This is a genomic window from Rhizobium sp. CF142, from assembly GCF_000281145.1.
Classification (GTDB): Bacteria; Pseudomonadota; Alphaproteobacteria; order Rhizobiales; family Rhizobiaceae; genus Rhizobium.
The window spans coordinates 1-18,581 of sequence record NZ_AJWE01000119.1; the positions used below are offsets into that span (position 1 = coordinate 1).

20 protein-coding genes are annotated in these 18,581 nt (G+C 60.9%); 9 read left to right on the forward strand and 11 right to left on the reverse strand.

Annotated features, from left to right (window positions below; translation table 11 throughout):
- The first annotated feature begins 2 nt into the window (after nt 1-2).
- The 4 genes from PMI11_RS30315 (at nt 3) to PMI11_RS30330 (ending at nt 3,191) form a co-directional block, all read left to right on the forward strand.
- Nucleotides 3-647: a class I SAM-dependent methyltransferase gene (locus PMI11_RS30315; RefSeq protein WP_007825049.1), complete on the forward strand. Its 645-nt coding sequence runs from the start codon at nt 3-5 to the stop codon at nt 645-647.
- Between the two features lie 99 nt (nt 648-746).
- Complete coding sequence (hisC, locus tag PMI11_RS30320) at nt 747-1,844, forward strand: histidinol-phosphate transaminase (RefSeq protein ID WP_193385636.1); 1,098 nt, start codon at nt 747-749, stop codon at nt 1,842-1,844.
- Nucleotides 1,823-2,767, forward strand: coding sequence for a prephenate/arogenate dehydrogenase family protein (locus PMI11_RS30325; protein ID WP_348258124.1), 945 nt, complete (start codon nt 1,823-1,825; stop codon nt 2,765-2,767). Before hisC ends, PMI11_RS30325 begins: the two co-directional genes overlap by 22 nt.
- A gap of 4 nt (nt 2,768-2,771) precedes the next feature.
- On the forward strand, nt 2,772-3,191 hold the full coding sequence (locus tag PMI11_RS30330; RefSeq protein ID WP_037072509.1) for a GNAT family N-acetyltransferase: 420 nt from the start codon (nt 2,772-2,774) through the stop codon (nt 3,189-3,191).
- Here the strand turns inward: PMI11_RS30330 and PMI11_RS30335 are convergent.
- Entirely contained in the window at nt 3,188-4,204 is a 1,017-nt protein-coding gene (locus PMI11_RS30335) for a DUF2125 domain-containing protein (protein WP_007825054.1), read from the reverse strand. The genes PMI11_RS30330 and PMI11_RS30335 overlap by 4 nt on opposite strands.
- 49 nt (nt 4,205-4,253) lie before the next feature.
- Here PMI11_RS30335 and PMI11_RS30340 point away from each other — a divergent pair, with 49 nt between their 5' ends.
- The gene (locus PMI11_RS30340; RefSeq protein ID WP_007825057.1) at nt 4,254-4,787 is read left to right on the forward strand and encodes a gamma-glutamylcyclotransferase; all 534 of its coding nucleotides are present in this window, start codon (nt 4,254-4,256) and stop codon (nt 4,785-4,787) included.
- 80 nt (nt 4,788-4,867) lie between these two features.
- Here PMI11_RS30340 and PMI11_RS30345 read toward each other — a convergent pair whose 3' ends face one another.
- From PMI11_RS30345 to ftsE, 4 genes are all read right to left on the reverse strand, one after another.
- Entirely contained in the window at nt 4,868-5,665 is a 798-nt protein-coding gene (locus PMI11_RS30345; RefSeq protein ID WP_007825060.1) for a lysophospholipid acyltransferase family protein, read from the reverse strand.
- 193 nt (nt 5,666-5,858) lie between these two features.
- The gene (locus PMI11_RS30350; protein ID WP_007825063.1) at nt 5,859-6,572 is read right to left on the reverse strand and encodes a YdcF family protein; all 714 of its coding nucleotides are present in this window, start codon (nt 6,570-6,572) and stop codon (nt 5,859-5,861) included.
- Between the two features lie 67 nt (nt 6,573-6,639).
- Nucleotides 6,640-7,662 (reverse strand): cell division protein FtsX, encoded by a 1,023-nt coding sequence (locus tag PMI11_RS30355; RefSeq protein ID WP_007825066.1) that lies wholly within the window; start codon nt 7,660-7,662, stop codon nt 6,640-6,642.
- Nucleotides 7,655-8,314, reverse strand: a complete 660-nt coding sequence (gene ftsE / locus PMI11_RS30360) for a cell division ATP-binding protein FtsE (RefSeq protein ID WP_007825071.1) — start codon at nt 8,312-8,314, stop codon at nt 7,655-7,657. Before ftsE ends, PMI11_RS30355 begins: the two co-directional genes overlap by 8 nt.
- A gap of 206 nt (nt 8,315-8,520) precedes the next feature.
- On the opposite strand from ftsE, the gene PMI11_RS30365 reads away from it, so the two are divergent.
- The 3 genes from PMI11_RS30365 to PMI11_RS30375 all read left to right on the forward strand — a co-directional run bounded on the left by PMI11_RS30365 (nt 8,521) and on the right by PMI11_RS30375 (nt 10,318).
- Nucleotides 8,521-9,186: a hypothetical protein gene (locus PMI11_RS30365; protein WP_007825073.1), complete on the forward strand. Its 666-nt coding sequence runs from the start codon at nt 8,521-8,523 to the stop codon at nt 9,184-9,186.
- 110 nt (nt 9,187-9,296) lie between these two features.
- On the forward strand, nt 9,297-9,839 hold the full coding sequence (gene hpt / locus PMI11_RS30370; RefSeq protein ID WP_007825075.1) for a hypoxanthine phosphoribosyltransferase: 543 nt from the start codon (nt 9,297-9,299) through the stop codon (nt 9,837-9,839).
- Nucleotides 9,840-9,958: 119 nt separating this feature from the next.
- Nucleotides 9,959-10,318, forward strand: a complete 360-nt coding sequence (locus tag PMI11_RS30375; protein WP_007825077.1) for a response regulator — start codon at nt 9,959-9,961, stop codon at nt 10,316-10,318.
- A gap of 55 nt (nt 10,319-10,373) precedes the next feature.
- Here PMI11_RS30375 and PMI11_RS30380 read toward each other — a convergent pair whose 3' ends face one another.
- The 4 genes from PMI11_RS30380 to argH form a co-directional block, all read right to left on the reverse strand.
- A complete protein-coding gene (locus tag PMI11_RS30380) occupies nt 10,374-12,995 on the reverse strand; it encodes a TIGR02302 family protein (protein WP_007825078.1) in 2,622 nt (873 codons plus the stop codon).
- Between the two features lie 168 nt (nt 12,996-13,163).
- A complete protein-coding gene (gene lysA, locus PMI11_RS30385) occupies nt 13,164-14,432 on the reverse strand; it encodes a diaminopimelate decarboxylase (RefSeq protein ID WP_007825080.1) in 1,269 nt (422 codons plus the stop codon).
- Between the two features lie 12 nt (nt 14,433-14,444).
- Nucleotides 14,445-14,639, reverse strand: coding sequence for an LPS translocon maturation chaperone LptM (locus PMI11_RS30390; RefSeq protein WP_007825083.1), 195 nt, complete (start codon nt 14,637-14,639; stop codon nt 14,445-14,447).
- 141 nt (nt 14,640-14,780) lie between these two features.
- Nucleotides 14,781-16,184 carry an argininosuccinate lyase gene (gene argH, locus PMI11_RS30395; RefSeq protein WP_007825084.1) on the reverse strand — a complete coding sequence of 468 codons (1,404 nt, stop codon included), beginning with the start codon at nt 16,182-16,184 and terminating at the stop codon, nt 14,781-14,783.
- 26 nt (nt 16,185-16,210) lie between these two features.
- Here argH and PMI11_RS30400 point away from each other — a divergent pair, with 26 nt between their 5' ends.
- Nucleotides 16,211-16,873 (forward strand): thiol:disulfide interchange protein TlpA, encoded by a 663-nt coding sequence (locus tag PMI11_RS30400; RefSeq protein ID WP_007825086.1) that lies wholly within the window; start codon nt 16,211-16,213, stop codon nt 16,871-16,873.
- 180 nt (nt 16,874-17,053) lie between these two features.
- Here the strand turns inward: PMI11_RS30400 and PMI11_RS30405 are convergent, their stop codons facing one another.
- Both PMI11_RS30405 and PMI11_RS30410 read right to left on the reverse strand, forming a co-directional pair.
- Nucleotides 17,054-17,935 (reverse strand): 3-hydroxybutyryl-CoA dehydrogenase, encoded by an 882-nt coding sequence (locus PMI11_RS30405; RefSeq protein WP_037072513.1) that lies wholly within the window; start codon nt 17,933-17,935, stop codon nt 17,054-17,056.
- 147 nt (nt 17,936-18,082) lie between these two features.
- Nucleotides 18,083-18,581 (reverse strand): electron transfer flavoprotein subunit alpha/FixB family protein (locus PMI11_RS30410; protein WP_007825095.1); only part of this gene is annotated, 499 nt, incomplete at its 5' end.

Genomic DNA, 18,581 nt, shown 5'->3' on the forward strand with positions numbered 1-18,581 from the left:
GGGTGCCCCTGCCGCAGGAGCGGCTTGTGGGCATTGGTTATTCCGTGCCCTTCCTCGATCGGTTCCAGGCCGATACGGAACGCACCTTCGCTTTCATGCCCGCGGGACAAGGGGCTGTGAACTGGCCTGTCGGTTCGCTTTCTTCTACCGCATTGATCTTCGACGAGGAATTGCCGCTGCCGGATTCTTCGATCGACCGGGTGCTGATGGTGCATTCGCTGGAATTTGCCGAAAGTCCGCGCGAGACGCTGAAGGAACTCTGGCGGGTGCTGGCGCCGGGCGGACGCCTCGTTATCGTCGTGCCGAACCGCCGTGGTGTCTGGGCGCGTATGGAGCATACGCCTTTCGGCTCCGGCCGGCCCTATTCGCGCGGCCAGCTGACCCATCTGCTGCGCGAGACCAATTTCACGCCAGGCGCGACAGCCGAGGCGCTGTTCTTCCCGCCGTCGAAACTGCGCGCCGTGCTGCGCCTGCGCCGCGGCTTCGAGCGGATCGGCCGCACGCTCTGGCCGGCTTTTTCCGGCGTCATTATCGTCGAGGCGCAGAAGCGGCTTTACCAGGGTCTGCCGGTGGCCGTGCGTGCCTCGCGGCGCGTTTTCGTGCCCGTGCTTGCACCGCATGGCGTGCCGACCACACGCAGCCGCTAGGCGCCGCAGCACTCGACAAAATCGCCATTCCGCTTTAATTGCACTCAAGTCTTTCGCCGGCTTTCCGGTAATTTCCAAGGTCGATCCATGAGTGTTGAGATGAGCAAGCCCGTTCCGCGTCCCGGTATTCTGGATATTGCAGCCTATGTGCCGGGCAAGGAGCACGCACCGGGTGTGGCCCGCGTCTACAAGCTCTCCTCCAACGAGACGCCGCTTGGCGCGAGCCCCAAGGCGATCGAAGCATTCAAGGCGGCCGCAGGCAATCTCGAGCGTTACCCGGACGGTCAAGCGCACGAACTGCGCGCGGCGATCGCTTCCGTACACGGCCTCAACCCGGCAAACATCCTGTGCGGCAACGGCTCCGACGAGCTGCTCGGCCTGCTCTGCCATGTCTATCTCGGCCCCGGCGACGAAGGCATCATCACCGAGCACGGCTTCCTCGTTTACAAGATCCAGATCATGAGCGCGGGTGCGACGCCTGTCGTGGTCAAGGAAAAGAACCACACTGTCGACGTCGATGCGATCCTTGCTGCGGTGACAGACAAGACGAAGATCGTCTTTATCGCCAATCCCGGCAATCCGACCGGCACCTATATTCCCGTCAGCGAGATCCGCCGCCTGCAGGCCGGCCTGCCGAAGCACGTCGTTCTCGTGCTCGATGCAGCCTATGCGGAATATGTTCGCCGCAACGATTATGAAGCCGGTATCGAGGTGGTCTCGTCCAACGCCAATGTCGTCATGACCCGCACCTTCTCGAAGATTTATGGCCTTGCGGCGCTGCGTGTCGGCTGGATGTATGCGCCGGCCGAGATTATCGATGCGCTGAATCGTGTGCGCGGGCCGTTCAACATGAATGCGCCGGCAATTGCAGCGGGCGCCGCCGCCATCCGCGACCAGTCCTTCATTCAGGATGTCGTGTCTTTCAACCAGATGTGGATCGAGAAGCTGACGAGCGCATTCGAGGCCATCGGTCTGAAGGTCACGCCATCGGTCACCAACTTCGTTCTCATCCATTTCCCCGATGTCGACGGCAAGCGGGCAGCGGATGCCGATGAGTTTCTGACGAGCCGCGGCTATATCCTGCGCGCGGTGCGCGGCTACGGCTTTCCCAACTCGCTTCGTATGAGCGTCGGTCCGGAAGAAGCCAACCACGGCGTCATCGCGGCGCTTGGCGAATTCATGGGACGCAAGGCATGACAGCGCAGTTCAATCGTATCACCCTGATCGGTATCGGCCTGATTGGCTCTTCGCTCGCCCATGACATCAAGCGTCTGGGCCTTGCCGATGAAGTCGTCGTCGCTACACGCAGTGCCGAGACGCTGAAGCGTGCCGAAGAGTTGGAGCTCGGCGATCGCTATACGACCTCGTCGGCTGAGGCGGTAAAGGATGCCGATCTAGTTATCGTGTCGGTGCCGGTCGGCGCCTCAGAGAGCGTGGCGAAAGAGATCGCCGGCAGCCTGAAACCCGGCGCGATCGTTACCGATGTCGGTTCCACCAAGGCTTCCGTGATCGCGCAGATGCAGCCGCATATGCCCAGCCATGTGCATTTCATTGCGGGCCATCCGATCGCGGGTACGGAAAAGTCCGGCCCGGATGCAGGCTTCCCCGGCCTGTTTCAGGGACGTTGGTGCATCTTGACGCCGCTCGAAGGAACTGATCCGACAGCGCTGAAGACGTTGCGCAGCTTCTGGGAAACACTTGGCTCCCGAGTCGACGAGATGGACGCCCAGCATCACGACAAGGTGCTCGCGATCGTCTCCCATCTGCCGCATCTCATAGCCTACAATATTGTCGGCACGGCTGACGATCTTGAGACAGTGACGGAATCGGAAGTCATCAAATATTCCGCCTCCGGCTTCCGCGATTTCACCCGTCTTGCCGCATCAGATCCGACAATGTGGCGCGACGTCTGCCTGCACAATCGTGACGCGATCCTGGAAATGCTGGCGCGATTCTCGGAAGATCTCGCCTATCTGCAGCGGGCGATCCGCTGGGGCGAGGGCGACAAGATTTTCGAACTCTTCACCCGCACCCGTGCCATCCGCCGCTCGATCGTCCAGGCTGGCCAGGATGTGGATGCGCCGGACTTCGGCCGCCCGCATCCGCTGGAAAAGAAATAGTCTCATGGTGGAGGTCGCAAAGCCGGGCCAGGCGGAGAAGGAATGGCTGCTTCGCGAAGATCATCGTGTCGGAGAGGCTTGGGTTTCCCGTTGCATCGATCTCGGCGAATATCTGATCGCCCGTGAGCAGGGTGAGATTGTCGGCTTCCTGCGCTTCTCCCGCTTCTGGGGCAGGATTCCCTATATGGAAATGATCCGGGTGCTGGATGGCCATCGCCGGTCCGGCGCCGGCACGGCGCTGTTTCTCGCCTGGGAAACGGCGATGCGCGAGAGCGGCGCGCGTCTTTTGATGACTTCGAGCGAGTGCGATGAAAGCCGTCCGCAGGATTGGCATCGCCGCAACGGCTTTTCTGAAACCGGATCGATCGAACTGCCCGGCATCCAGACGGTGCCGGAAGTCTTCTTCCTAAAAAAACTCGATTAAACCGGCGGGATCTTGCCGAGCGGGATGAAGCCGCTCACCGTTGCGTTGCCGTGATCGACGACCAGATCGACCGAAACCTTGTCGCCGCCGCCGGCAAGCGCCTTCAGGAGCTTCGTCGCCGTATCGACGGTCGATGCCACCTCGGGGAAGGCCTCTTTGATGCTTTTGCCCCAGGGGCCGAGCTGCTCGATCTCCAGCTTGAACTTGCCCGAGAGGAAGCCCTGTTCGTCGAAGGCGAAGGGGCCGGAGATGGTCATCACCTTGCCGTCGCCGATATCGGCGACGATGCGGCGAAGCTCGCCCTGAGAGCCGTGGATGCCTTGTTCGTCGGTGCCGTCGATCATTCCGGCCTTGCCAATCAGCGTCAGGTCGGCGCTGGCGGAGAATTTCGGGAAGACCTGCGGCCAGTCCTTGATAACAGCATTGGCGTTTTCGACCGAGATTGCGCCGTCAAGATCCGCTCCGTTCTGCCGCAGGTGGATCTCGGTGCGGGCGGCATCGAAATTGACAGTCTGCCCGGTAAAGGAGGAGATGGCCACGGCCTTCAGCCCGTCGATGACGGTCGAGGTACGATCGATGCCCTGTGCCTTGGTGACGAGGCTCGATTGCAGATTGTCCCATTGGGCATTGACGGTCAGGCCCTGCGCGGTGCGGATCTCGGCCGGGGAGTCGAGTTCCCAGACGATATGGCCGGGGGCATAGACCTGGGCGGCGGAGCGAAGCGCGCCGAAGGTGGCGGAGATGCCATTCACATTATCATCCACATCCACCTTGGAGCAGAAAAGTCCGATGCGGAAAGGAAAGCCGCGGAATTCAATATCGGAGCACTCGCCGCTCACGCCCACTTCGGCACGGGGTGCGATTGCGGTCAGAACGGTCTGTTTCAGCGCAGAGGCCGCATAGAACCAGCCGCCTGTATAGAGAGCGATCACCAGAAGGATAGCGCCGCCCAGCAACCAGAATTTCCTGCCGCTACTGTATTGGCCGCTGCCGGATTGGCTTGACGCTGCCATGATGTTCTCCAATGGTGAGAGCGAAATCTGATTTGATCTGGCGTGCGATATGGACGAATTTTGGGTATTTGGCTACGGCTCGTTGATGTGGAATCCGGGCTTTGAATTCGTCGAGCGGTCGCAAGCCCTGGTTTATGGCTACCGGCGCTCGCTCTGCGTCCGTTCTTTCGTGCATCGCGGCAGCCGCGAAAATCCCGGCCTTGTTCTCGGCCTCGACAGGGGCGGCGCCTGCCGCGGCATGGCTTTTCGCGTCGCACCAGAGAATTGGGACGAGGTGGTCGATTATCTGCGCGACCGCGAACTCGTCACAAACGTCTATCTGGAACGGCATCTGCCGCTGCAGCTTCCGGATGGTCGCAGCGCGCGGGCGGTCGCCTATGTGGTCGATCGCGCCCATGAGCAATATGCCGGCGCGCTGGATGCGCTTGCCGCCGCGCGGATCGTCGATGTCTCTGTCGGCCAGTCGGGCCCGAACGATGCCTATGTCTTCAATACGCTCGCGCATTTGAAGGAGATGGGCATTCGCGACCAGTGGCTGGAACAGGTGGTCGAGGAAGTCACGCGGCTGCGTGCCGTGGCTTAGATCCTTTCCCAGAAAGGATCTATCTCTTTGTTTTCATGTAATTCCGACGCAAACCGCCGCACGCTTTTGCCGGAATTGCTTCAAGCCGTCGCGGCCTTTGCCTTGCGCAATTCGGCCAGCCGCTCTACCGCCGTCGGCGGCAGCGGCACATGCGGGTTGTGTTCGACCGTGTCGATCAGAAGCTGATCGCTGGCGCTTTCCGTCACGTCGATCAGATGGGCAAAGAAGGCGTCGGGATCCATGCCAGGCATAATGGGCGGCAGGATCTGTACCTTGAAATGACCGGGATAACGCATGGTGCTGCGGCGCGGCCAGAACAGACCGGGATGCATGACGATGGGTACGACCGGGAGCTGCAGATCGCGATACATGCGGGCGATGCCATATTTGTACATCGGCTCGGCACCCGGTGGGCGTCGCGTGCCCTCGGGATAGATGATGAGCTGGCGGCCGGTGGCGAGCTCTTCCTTGGTGCGCTTCAGCACCTCCACCATCACCTTGCCGCGCGCGCCGCGATCGACCGGGATCATGCGCTGCCTCTTGGCGTACCAGCCGAAAAGCGGGATCCACATCAGCTCGCGCTTGAGGATATAGACTGGGTCCTTGAGGTTGGGCAGCAGCGCATAAGTGTCCCAGAAGGACTGATGCTTCGGTGAAATGATGTAGCTGCCGTCAGGCAGGTTCTCCAAGCCCTCGATCTCGAAGGTGGTGCCGACGATCACCCGCATCAGCCAGTGGTTCGAGCGCGCCCAGTTCTTGGGAACGTTGTAGGCGAGCTTGCGCGGCGCGATGAAGTAGAAAGGGGAGAGCACGATCATCCTGATGATGAGGTTAGCATAGAAGATCGTGTTGAACAGAACGGAACGCAGGGCGATCATGAAACTTTCCCGAGGCACGGTCACGCCGACCGGCCTACACGATATTGCCTGTCAGAAAAAGCGTCTGATTGCCGTTAGAGCGCCGTGCGTCCATTCGGACGCACAAAGGACGCTCTAACTCTTTGAATCTACGCACCAGGCTTTCTGAAAATCGATTCCGATTTTCAGGCCGATGCTGTAGCGCGTAAAAGCCTCAGTTCTGATCGGCCAGGCTGGCGGAACGCAGGCCGGTATGGCGCAGGCCGACGATGTTGCGCCCGCCTGCCAGCAGCACCTTGGCATACTCGGCCAGCATGACACGCAAGGCGTTCGGATCGGTGAACCAATCGCGTGTCTTCAGATCGGAATTGACGACGGGATAGGGAATGAACTCGATGTCAGGATCGACATAGGAGAGTTCGGCGAGGCTGCGCGGCATGTGGTAGTTATTGGTGACGACGAGGATGCTCTTATAGCCCTTTGCATGAATCCAGTTCGAGGCTTCCTCGGCGTTGCCGATCGTATCGAGCGCGTCGTAGCCGATGTCGACACAGCAGGAAAAGAGATCGGCGGACCCTTGAGTCATCCTGCGGATCTGCTTCGGCGTGGTGGAGGGATGCGCACCCGAGATCAGCAGCCGCTTGCCGGCGCCTTTCTGCAGAAGCTCGACGGCCTGATCGATCCGTTGGTAGCCGCCGGTCAGCACGATGATTGCGTCGGCCCGCGGCTCGGCAGGGGGCTTCAGGGTCGTCACAGAATCTGCAAAGCGTAAAAAGCCGCCGAAGATCAGGGCGGCGATCAACACGCAGGAAAAGCCCAGCCAGCGTAAGACGCGACGGATTGGGCCGCGCCGCGGCGAGACGTTCTCGGGACGTTCAAGCTCCGGGTCTGGGCGAATCGAATTGTGTGTCGTATGGCCCATCGTCATGAGTCGTGATTATACGCTGATTGCGGCGCAGAACAGACGCTTTCATGGCAAAACGGCATGGCTGCTACTAATTCACGATGCCGTCCGCACGCGTCGGATCGGAACGCAATGTATCGATTTCATAGATCGTGCGCATGACGGTGAGCCGCGCCGTCAGCGTCGTCAGCAGTGCGATCACGATCATCGTCGCTAAGATGCCGAGATAGCCGAGGGCGCCAACCGAAAAAGTGCCGAAGAGGGCCGTTGCCTGATCCGTCTCGGGCGTGGCGATCGTCTTGCTTTGCAGGAAGCCGGCGCCGGCGAAAAAGAGGGCGGCCAGTGCACTGCCGATCGCCGAACCCTTGAGGCTGATTTTCAGGAAGTGCTTCTGGAATTCCGTTGCGACGAACGAGCTCTCGGCGCCGACAAAATGCAACACTTCGACGATGTGGCGGTTGCCCGAGAGCACGCCACGCGTGGCAAAGACCACTGTCAGCACCATGGCGGCGAAAACGAGCAGCAGGATGCCGGTGCCGATCATGACCGTCGTACGGGCCATCGCAACCAGCCGGTCGACCCAGGTACGGTGGTCATCGAGGAAGGCCTGCGGAATGCTTTCCTTCAGAAGGTCCCGCATCGCCGCAAAGTCGGGTGGATGGCTCTCGTCAATGGTGATGATGACGAGGCGCGGCACGGGAAGTTCCTTGATGTCCAGGCCGCTGCCGAGCCATGGCTCCAGAAGGCGTGCAGTGGCGGCTTCATCGACGATCTGACCACTCTTCGTGCCGACGAAGGTCAGCGCGATATCGCGGGCCTGAACGAGGGCTTTTTCCATGTCCATGTTATCGTCGGGCTTGATCTGAATGGTGACTTCGCGGGAAATCTGGCTTTCCCAGCTCGCTGCCGTCGAGCGAACCATGCTGACGCCACCGAGCGTCAGGCAGGCGAGGAAGGCCATGATGGCAATGACAACCGTCAGCGCATTGCCCTGAATGTTTGATGGCGGCAGGATCGGTGCCGTGGGGCGCACGCGCATCTCCGGCCGCTTGGGCTGCTGGGCAGGGGCAGCGGCTGGCGCCTTTGCGCGGGTCCTGGTGGGCGTTTTAGTCATAAATATCGAGATGCCCTTCCGAGAGGATCATGCGGCGGGCTTCCACCTGGTCCATCAGCGAGAGATCGTGGGTGGCGATCACCACCGCGGTGCCTAGACGGTTGAGTTCCATGAAGAGGTTCAGAAGGCGCTTGGCCATCGGCGGATCGACATTGCCGGTCGGCTCGTCGGCGAGCAGCACTTCCGGCCGGTCCATCAGCGCGCGGGCGATTGCGGCACGCTGTTTCTCACCGCCCGAGAGCACCGGCGGCAGCACGTTGATGCGTTCGCCGAGGCCGACCCATTTCAAAAGTTCCAGCACATCGGTCTTGTAGGTGCTTTCATCCTTGCCGCGCACGCGAAGTGGTAGAGCCACATTCTCATAGGTCGTCAGATGATCGAGAAGACGAAAATCCTGAAAGACGATGCCGACGCGGCGGCGCAGCAGGGGCAGTTCCGGCCGCGGGATCTCCGATATGTCGCGCCCGAACATGCGGATCAGACCGCGGGTCGGCTGCAGCGACATGAAGAGCAGGCGCAGCAGCGTCGTCTTGCCGGCGCCGGACGGGCCCGTCAGAAACTGGAAGGACTTTTTCGGGATGTCGAAAGTCAGGTCCCGGAGGATTTCCGGGCCCATACCATATCGCAAACCGACATTCTCGAAGTGGATCAACGGGGTAGCTCAGTCTTTCGTGGTTTCACCGCATGACTTGTTAACCAACACCGTTAACAGCAGGTAAATTTTGCCGGAAAGACGCCCGTTTGATGGCGATCTTTGCGAAGCATTAACCATTGAAATTTACGACTGGGCTGGATTCGTTTCAATGCCAAGATTGTCTTGGGCAGCGAAACCATGTGGACATCCGAGAGGTCGCCACCATGGAAGCATCCTCCTTCAGACGACCGGCCGCCGGCCGAGCCTATGATTTTCTGCCGCCGGAGCGGGTTATCCGCCAACCCCGCCGCATGCCGCGCAGGGATGACGTTGCCGATGCCGAATTCGTGGTCGTCGGCAAGGCGTGGCCGCAAGGTGCATCTGCCAGTGGCCGCGACGCGACCCAAAACGACAATCGCCGTCGTAGCGTCCCGCCCAAGACCCAGCCTCCGGTCTTGCTTGCCACCGCTGCTGCGGTCTTGCGTGGCATGGAGGTCTGGCTGCAACAGGCGTCGCTGCGGGGCTTTGCGGCACTGGTGATCTCACTCTTCGTGCTGGTCTTCGGGCTTGCCGGTGGATTTTCCGGTCTTTCGAAGAGTGGAGCGTCGCCAGCTACCACGCTCCACTTCTCGCACGTGACGATTACCCCGCGCGACGCCAATGGCATGCGCATCCTGCTGATCAACGGCATCATCGAGAACGAAAGCGGTGTGACACAACAGGTCAAGCCGATCCGCGCCGACCTCGTCGCCGACGAGCGATTGACCGCCAGCATCGTCATTGCGCCGCCGACGGATGCCATTTATGCCGGCCAGAGCCGCGGCTTTTCAGCCCGCGTGCAGCATGCCGGCGGCAAGGTGCCGGATATCAGGCTTTCGTTCATGCCTTGAGCGCCGAGGCGCGTTTTTGGATTGATCGATGGGAAAACCTGTCTCTCCGGGGTGTCTCGCCGGAATTAATGTGCTAACGGCTTACCCTTCATTTTACGGAGCAAGCCCTTATGCCTGTCGTGCGCGGAAAAAACATCGAGCCGCTCTTCACTGCCGAGCAGATCGCCGAGCGCAATCATTCCATGGCGCAGGATATCGCCGCCGGCCCGACGAAAGACCTCCTGGTCATCGCCGTGCTCAAGGGCTCCTTCATTTTTGCGGCCGACCTGCTGCGCGCTCTTCATGATACCGGCCTTGCTCCCGAGGTCGAATTCATCACGCTCTCGAGCTATGGCGCGGGCACGGTTTCGCAGGGCGTGCGCATCGTCAAGGATATCGACAGCGATGTGAAGGACCGTGATGTCCTGCTGATCGACGACATTCTCGAATCCGGCCGTACGCTGCGGTTTGCCAAGGAATTGCTTTATGAGCGCGGCGCGCGCAACGTGACGATCGCCGTACTGCTCGACAAGCGGGTCAAGCGCAAGGAAGAGCTGGAAGCGGACTATGTCGGCTTCGAATGCCCCGACTATTTCGTTGTCGGCTACGGCATGGATGTCGCCTATGCTTTCCGCGAGCTGCCCTTCGTTGGCGTGGTTACCGGTGACGCGTAAGGCGTCCTGCTTCAAGACGGCTTGTTAACCATTCCGTCGATCGGCTTGGCGTGTTTACCGATCGCTAGGGAACCGCATGCGATCTCCGTCGCGGGGCATGACGACGGAGCAATGCACAGATGGCAAAAATTCTGATCACGGAAGACGAGGATTCCCTTCGTACTTTCGTAGCCCGGGCACTACGCCTTGACGGTCATGAGACCGATGAAGCCGCCGATGGGGCGGAAGGGCTGGAAAAGCTGAAGGGTGGCAGCTACGATCTGCTGCTTTCCGATATCCGTATGCCGGTCATGGACGGCATCGAACTGGCGCATCAGGCGAAGGACGCCTTTCCGGCGCTGAAAATCCTGCTGATGACGGGCTATGCCGAACAGCGCGAACGGGCCGACGACCTCGCCGCAAAAATCATCGATGTCGTGCCTAAGCCGTTCGCGTTGCCGGACATCCGCAAGGCCGTGGCACGGGCGCTAGTGGCCTGACGTTTATGGCCCGGGCGTGCCTCCAAGGCACGCCAAAAGCCTCATCCTCCCAACATCACTGAATATCCAGTAGCCGCTCGAGATACTGACGCTCGATCGCCTGGGTCGGATTGTTGCCGAGCTTTTCGCGGATAGCGTCGAGAATCTCTCGGGCGCGCTGGACATCGATCTCGTCGGGTATCTTCACATCGTTGTTCATATCCGGCCCGAGGTCGGTCTGGCGCGGGCGGCCGAGCGGATCGCGGCCGTTCTGGTTACCCTGGCCGAGCTGGCCGTTCGGGCCCTGCTGTCCTTGTTGACCCTGCTGGGCCTGCATCATCTGGCTCATCATGTCACGTGCGCCCTGACGCAGCGCTTCGAGAGCCCGGCCCTGGCCTTCCACGGCACTGCTGCCGTTGCCCTGGCCGAGGTCACGGCCGGCACCTTCCATTTCGCGCTGTGCCTGACCGAAGCCTTCGCCTGGCTTCATACCCATATCGCCAAGGCTCTTCTGCAGTTCCTGCAACTGCTTGCCGAGCGCGTCCTGCTGGCCACGGAGCTGCTTTAACGCTTCGCGCAGTTGCTCTGCCGTCATCTGGTCGCCGGGCTGCTGGCCTTGCTGCTCCTGCTGTTGTTGCTCCTGGCCTTCCTCGCCCGGCATCATGTCGTCCATGTTGGGGTCACCGCGCTGCATGCGGTCGCGAAGCTCTTGGTCGAGGCGGAAAGTCTCCTCCATCAGCTTCTGCTGGTCGCGCAGGATCTGGCCGAGCTTGTTCATCTGCTGAGTCAGCTGGCTGTTTTCCTGCTGCTGGCCGCGTTGTGGGCGGGCCGTCTGCAGGTTATTCATCAGTCGCTGCAGATCGGAGAGCATCTGCTGGGCGGCATCGCGATTGCCGGAGCGTGCCAGGTTTTCGATCTGGTCCATCATGCGTTGGAGATCCTGCTGGCGCAGGAAATTCTGGGCATTCTGGTTCGGCTGCATCGGCATGTTCTGCAGGCGCTGGGCGAGCTCGTTCATATAATCCTGCATCGCCTTGCGCAGCTCATCCATCAGTTTCTTGATTTCGGCGTCCGGAGCATTGCGGTTCAGCGCATCGGCAAGGTTCTGCTGGGCGTCGCGCAGTCGCCGTTCGGCCAGCGAAAGATCACCTTCCTCGATGCCGAGGGCGATGTCCCAGAGATATTGGGCTGTATCCTTGAGCTGCTCATCACCCTTGGCGAGCTTCATGCGGGTCAGCGCGGACTCGATCAGCAGATAGTGGGTGGTGTTCGGGATCGTCTCCTCGGGCCGGATCGTCAGGGCTTCGTTGAGCGCGATCGCCTCCGGCATCTTGCGGGTATCGAGAGCGAAGGTCTGTCGCTCTTCGGCGACGGCTGCAGCCAGCGGCTCGCTGAACGGACGCGACGGCATGATCATCTCATAGGGCGGGCTGCGGCCCGTCTGCCCGGCGGCATCCTTGGCGACGAGGGTGATGCGCACGCGTTTGCCGGCCAGCGGATGTTCGGCCAGGTTCTTGCTCGTCAGTCCCTTGCCGTCACGCGCATTGCGGCGGGGAATGTCCAGCCGGAATTCCGGCAGCGGATAGAGCGGTGTTGCGGCCGGATCGGATTCGACCGGCACGATCTCGGCATGAGCCTCCTGCACGCCGTAATCGTCCTTCACCGTAAAGCCGATTTCCAGCGCGCCGTTGACGGCGCGGCGCGGCATGCCGTCGAAGGCGATTTCCGGCGCCTTGTCGGGCAGCACGTCGAAATTCCAGGTACGGCCGTTTGCCTGCAGTGCGCCATTCTCCTCGAGCTTCATGATGTGCGTCTGCGCCATCAACTGAGGTGCGACTGGAGCGCCCGAAGCTTGTTGGGCATCGGCATTTGTGGCCTGCTGCGGCCGGGTGTCTTCCTGAACAGCGATTTCCTGGCTTTCGCCATTGGCCTTCCTGAACAGCACCTTCTCGGCCGATTGGCCGCCGCTGACGCGCACCGTCAGGCTGGAAAACTGCGGAACACCGATCGGCGCCTGTTCACTGCCATCGGCCGTCAGATAGATCGGCGCGCGGCCGGTATAGGAGGGCGGGGTCACCCATGCGTCGACACGCACGGCCGGATTGCTCGTAACCTGTGCGGGTGCAGGCTGAAATGCGTCGGCGACGGAACCGCCGTTGATGGACAGCGAATAACCGAAGGCCGTGACAACAAGCAGCGCCGGAATGGCACGCAATGCAAAGCGGTCGTGCCGGGCGATATCGGGTCGCGGCAGGCCGGCGTCCAATGTCGCGATCTTCCGCGCCATGCGCGTCTGATGTTCACGCCACAGGGCGCGGGAGAAGGGCGTATCGAAGGCGGGCTCATCCTCCTGCACCATGACTGGCTGATGCGGCAGGCCGTTACGCTCTTCCAGCATGCGGTCGGCTTCGACAACCTGTGGCCAGCGAAGATTGCGGAACGGCAGCAGGGAAACAAGGAAGCCGGCAGCAAAGGCGATCAGGAGCAGGACGCGCAACCAGTCCGGTACAAAGCGGAAGAAGCCGAACCAGGAGACCGAGAGATAAATCGCGATGACGGAGAGGGGACGCACCAGCAACGGAAGGACCTGCTCGGCAAAAAGCACGATCCGGGCCAGGAAACGTTTTGCCGCCACCAGCCGCGCAAGAGAGGGTTGAAGCGCGAATGCGCCTTTCTTCTGCCTTGCGGGGCTTGTCATCAATCCGGTCTCCGCGATCTGGTGTTCAGGGAACAGAGGGCGCTTCCGGCGATTGCTGGGCAATACGCTCACGAAAGAAAAGGATAACACTCTTTGTGGCGAAGGCGAGGGCGAGCACCTGTCAATACCGGTTTTTCGCGTGTGGTCGCCAAAAAGTGATTGCGACTTTTAGTCCAGCCAGGCCGGAACGGAATCGAGACCGATCAGCTCCGAATAGGTGCGGCGGGGACGAACCACATGGAATTCGTCACCCTTGACCAGGACTTCAGGCACCAGAAGGCGGCTATTATAGGTGCCAGCCTGGACTGCGCCATAGGCGCCGGCCGTGCCGACGGCCAGGAGGTCGCCCGGCTTCGGGGTCGCCATTTCCCGGTCGAGCGCGAGGTAATCGCCCGTCTCGCAGACGGGGCCGACGACATCGGCGCGGATGCGCGGCGCGTTGGCGGCCGAAATCACCACGGGGCGAACCTCATGATAGGCCTCATAGAGCGTCGGGCGGATGAGATCGTTCATCGCGCCATCGACGATCACAAAGGTCTTCTCGCCGCCATCCTTCACGTAGATGACTTCGGTCACGAGGATACCGGCATTGCCGACGATCAGGCGGCCAGGCTCGGTAATGATCTTGCAGTTCAGCGCGCGAAGCTGGTTCTTGACGATCGCGGCATAGGCGTCCGGCAGTGGCGGCGGGTTGTTTTCGTCCTTGTAGGGAATGCCGAGGCCGCCGCCGATATCGACGTGGTGGATGTTATGGCCATCGGCGCGCAGCGTGTTGACCAGATCGTGCAGCAGCTTGAAGGCATCGTCGAAGGGCTGCAACTCGGTGATCTGGCTGCCGATATGCATGTCGATGCCGGTTACTTCGATGCCGGGCAGGCTGGCGGCGCGGGCATAGATGGCGCGGGCGCGCTCCCAGGAGATGCCGAACTTGTTTTCCTTCTTGCCGGTCGAAATCTTCGCATGGGTGCGGGCATCGACATCGGGATTGATGCGGAAGGAAACGGGCGCCTTCTTGCCGGCGCGCACGGCACGCTGGTTGAGGACTTCGAGTTCCGGTTCGGATTCGACGTTGAAGCAGTAGATGCCGGCTTCGAGTGCGTAATCCATCTCATTCGGTGTCTTGCCGACGCCGGAAAACATGATGCGATTGGCGGGAATTCCGGCTGCAAGCGCGCGGCGCAACTCGCCTTCGGAAACCACGTCGATGCCGGCGCCGAGCCGGCCGAGCGTCTTCAGCACGGCCTGGTTCGAATTGGCCTTCATTGCATAGCAGACCATGGAATCGACATCGCCGAAGGCTTCGGAGAAGACCCGGTAATGGCGCTCGAGCGTTGCTGTCGAATAGACGTAGAAGGGCGTGCCGACCGCCTTGGCGATCTCGGGAACGGGAACGTTCTCGGCGTAGAGAATGCCGTCGCGGTACTCGAAATGGTTCACGGTAGCCGGGCCTTAGAGAAGAGGATCGAGAATGAAGGGCTTATCGACGGTGCCGGGTTGTTTCGTCGGCTTGGAGATATCGCCGCCCTTCGTTGCATTGGCGCTCGGCGGATCGAGGTCGCCCTTGCGGCCGCATCCGGCAACGGCAAGGCCGATGACGGCAAAAACCACCGTAAGGCGGATGAAATGCGGCAAGCTCATCTGCATGAATATCCTCATATCGGGCACGGGGCACTGGCTGGCATCTTCATAGCGAAGTTTATCAGCCTTGTGCACCCCGATTGTTGAAGCTTCGGCCTGTGCGCATTTCCGGGCGGCGAACCGGCCTCCATTTCACCCGGAAATGCCTTAATTGCGAGCGCGCCAATAGGCGATCTGCTTCCTGACTTCCGAAGGTGCTGTGCCGCCGAAGCTCTTGCGGCTGGCGACCGAAGCTTCGACCGTCAGCACGTCATAGACCTTGTCGGTGATGGCGGGATTGATCGCCTGCAGATCGGCGAGCGGAAGCTCCGAGAGATCGCAGCCCGTGCTTTCGGCAAGTGCGACAGCACGGCCGGTGACATGGTGGGCGTCGCGGAAGGGAAGGCCCGCCTCGCGCACCAGCCAGTCGGCTAGATCCGTCGCGGTCGAATAACCGGATCCGGCAGCCGCTTTCATTCTGATAGTGTTGATCGTCATGTCCCGCACCATGCCGGTCATGGCGGCAATCGCCAGTTCCAGGCTTTCGGCGGCGTCGAAGACCTGTTCCTTGTCTTCCTGCATGTCCTTGGAATAGGCGAGCGGCAGGCCCTTCATGATCGTCAGCAGGGCGATCAGCGAGCCGTTGATACGACCGGTCTTGGCGCGCACCAGCTCGGCGGCATCCGGGTTCTTCTTTTGCGGCATGATGGAGGAGCCGGTCGAGAAGGCGTCGGAGAGGCGCACGAAGCCGAATTGCGGCGTCGACCAGATGACGATCTCTTCAGCGAGGCGCGACAGATGCACGGAGCAGATCGCCGCAATCGCCAGGAATTCAATGGCGAAGTCGCGGTCGGAGACCGTGTCGATCGAGTTGCGGGTCGGTTCGCGGAAACCAAGTGCCTTTGCCGTCATGTGACGGTCAATCGGATAGCCGGTGCCGGCAAGCGCCGCCGCACCGATCGGGCTTTCGTCCAGATGTTCGATCGCATGGCGAACGCGCGAGCGGTCGCGGCCGAACATTTCCACATAGGCCATGCAATGGTGGCCGAAGGTGACCGGCTGGGCGGTCTGCAGATGCGTGAAGCCGGGCATGACGCTGTCTGCATGTTCCTCGGCACGGTCGAGGAAGGCAGCAATCAGGTTCGTCAGCATGGCCTCGGTCTTCTGCAGCTCTTCCTTCACCCAGAGGCGGAAGTCGAGCGCTACCTGGTCATTGCGCGAGCGGGCAGTGTGAAGGCGACCGGCGGCGGGGCCGATCAGGGTCGCAAGCCTGGCCTCGACATTCATGTGAATGTCTTCGAGCTGGCGGGAGAACTCGAAATTGCCGCTTTCGATTTCTGACAGGATCGTGTTTAGCCCGTGAACGATCTTGTCCTTATCGTCGGCAGAAATGATGCCCTGATGGGCGAGCATCGTGGCGTGGGCGATCGATCCACGGATATCCTGGGCAAACAGCTTCTTGTCGAAACCGATCGAGGCATTTATCTCCTCCATGATCGCATCGGGGCCGGAGGCGAAACGTCCGCCCCACATCTGGTTGGAGGATTTGGTGTCCGTGTTGTCCTCGGCCATGGAAGATGCCCGTCCTGGAGAATGAAATGACGACGAAAAAACCCTTCGGCCTGCCGTCCATGAAACTGATCGCAATCGCTGCCGTTGCTGGCATCGTTGCCGGTGCGGCAGCGGTATACGTGAAGGAGACGGGCATTGGCAATGGCGTCAGTGGTACGGCCTCGGCCGAATGCCCGCTGACGAAGGAGCACGCCGTCAACCTGACGCCGCTCATGAAGGGGCAGGTCGCCGCGATGGTTGCTGCCAATCAGCCGAGGAAGCTCGAAACCGCCGCCTTCAACGGCCCTGACGGCAAGCCGATGACGCTCGATCATTTCGCTGGCAAGACGGTGCTTCTCAATCTCTGGGCCACTTGGTGTGTGCCCTGCCGCGAGGAGATGCCGGCGCTGAATGCGCTGGAGAAGGAGATGGGCAGCGACAAGTTCCAGGTCGTGCCCGTCAATATCGACACGGGTGACGATGAGAAGCCGAAGGCGTTTCTCAGCGAAATCGGTGTGGATGCTTTGCAGCTCTACCGTGACAATACGATCGGTGTTTTCAACAGCCTGAAGAAGGAAGGCCTGGCCTTCGGTCTTCCGGTGACGCTGCTGATCGATGACAAGGGTTGCCTGATCTCAGCCATGAATGGTCCGGCCGCCTGGGACAGCGAAGACGCCAAGGCGTTGATCAAGGGTGCTGTCGGGTCGTAAGACTGCCGGTCAGGAGTCACCGGATCCGCGGATGAGGAAGACACCCGCAAGTCCGATGAGGACGCAGCACTGCAGTAGAAACATCGGCAATTCGCTCGACATGGTATTTCCTCCCGTTCACGGCAAGGAAAGCACTTCGCGGGCGTTTGTTCCATTCGCCCGTTCAGGCGATGGCCCGGCTTAGCGGGTCGGAACCGGCGTTTCGCCACGATAATCGTAGAAGCCGCGGCCGGATTTGCGGCCGAGCCAGCCGGCTTCGACATATTTCACAAGCAGCGGGCAAGGGCGGTATTTGCTATCGGCGAGACCGTCATGCAGCACCTGCATGATCGACAGGCAGGTATCGAGGCCGATGAAATCGGCAAGCTGGAGCGGCCCCATCGGATGGTTGGCGCCGAGCTTCATGGCGGTGTCGATGGCATCGACCGTACCGACACCTTCGTACAGCGTGTAGATCGCTTCGTTGATCATCGGCAGCAGGATGCGGTTGACGATGAAGGCCGGGAAATCCTCGGCGACCGTGACGGTCTTTTCCAGCGATGCGACGAATTCCCTGGCGGCAGAGAAGGTTGCTTCCTCGGTCGCGATGCCGCGCACCAGCTCCACGAGCTTCATGACCGGAACCGGGTTCATGAAGTGGATGCCCATGAAGCGCTCGGGGCGGTCTGTCGCGGCCGCAAGGCGTGTGATCGACAGCGAGGAGGTGTTAGTGGCAAGGATCGCTTCCGGCTTCAGTACCGGACAGACCTGCGCATAAATCTTGCGCTTGACGCTTTCATCCTCGGTCGCCGCCTCGATCACAAGATCGGAGCGGGCGAGATCGTTGACATCGGCTGAGCCGGTAATGCACGCAAGCGCTGCACTGCGCTCTTCATCGGTCATTTTGCCGTTCGTCACCTGACGCGCAAAATTGCCGTTGATGGTGGCAAGGCCGGACTCGATACGATCCTGCGACAGATCGTAGATGTGAACCTTGTATCCTGCGGCGGCCGAAACATGCGCGATGCCGCAGCCCATCTGGCCCGCACCAATGATACCAATATTCTTCAACACCGCGCTCATCTCCAACCCCCGCCCGGCATACACCCCCGCGCTGCCGGTATTTTTATATGAAATTGCCGGACGAAAGATCGCCCGGCAAAAGTAGTAGACCGATAGAAGACAATTTTCCAGTCATTCGCAAGTGCGAAAAGAAGGCAATCTGCCCGATCAGAGGGCTTTTTCGAGCTCCGGCAGGACGTCGAAGAGATCGGCGACAAGTCCATAGTCGGCAATCTGGAAGATCGGAGCCTCCTCGTCCTTGTTGATCGCGACAATGACCTTCGAGTCCTTCATGCCGGCGAGATGCTGGATGGCGCCTGAGATGCCGCAGGCGATGTAGAGCTGCGGGGCGACGACCTTGCCGGTCTGGCCGACCTGCCAGTCGTTCGGGGCGTAGCCGGCATCGACGGCGGCGCGCGATGCACCGATGGCAGCACCGAGCTTATCGGCGACCGGCAGGATGACTTCCTTGAACTTTTCGGCTGAGCCGAGCGCACGACCGCCGGAAATGATGATCTTGGCGGACGTCAGTTCCGGTCGATCCTGGGCCGCGATCTCTGCATCGACGAACTCTGAAACTTGAGGGCCAGTTGCTCCTGGGACGCCTTCAATAGAAGCAACTGGCCCATCCTCCCCAGCAGGAGAGAAAGAGGCGGTGCGCACGGTG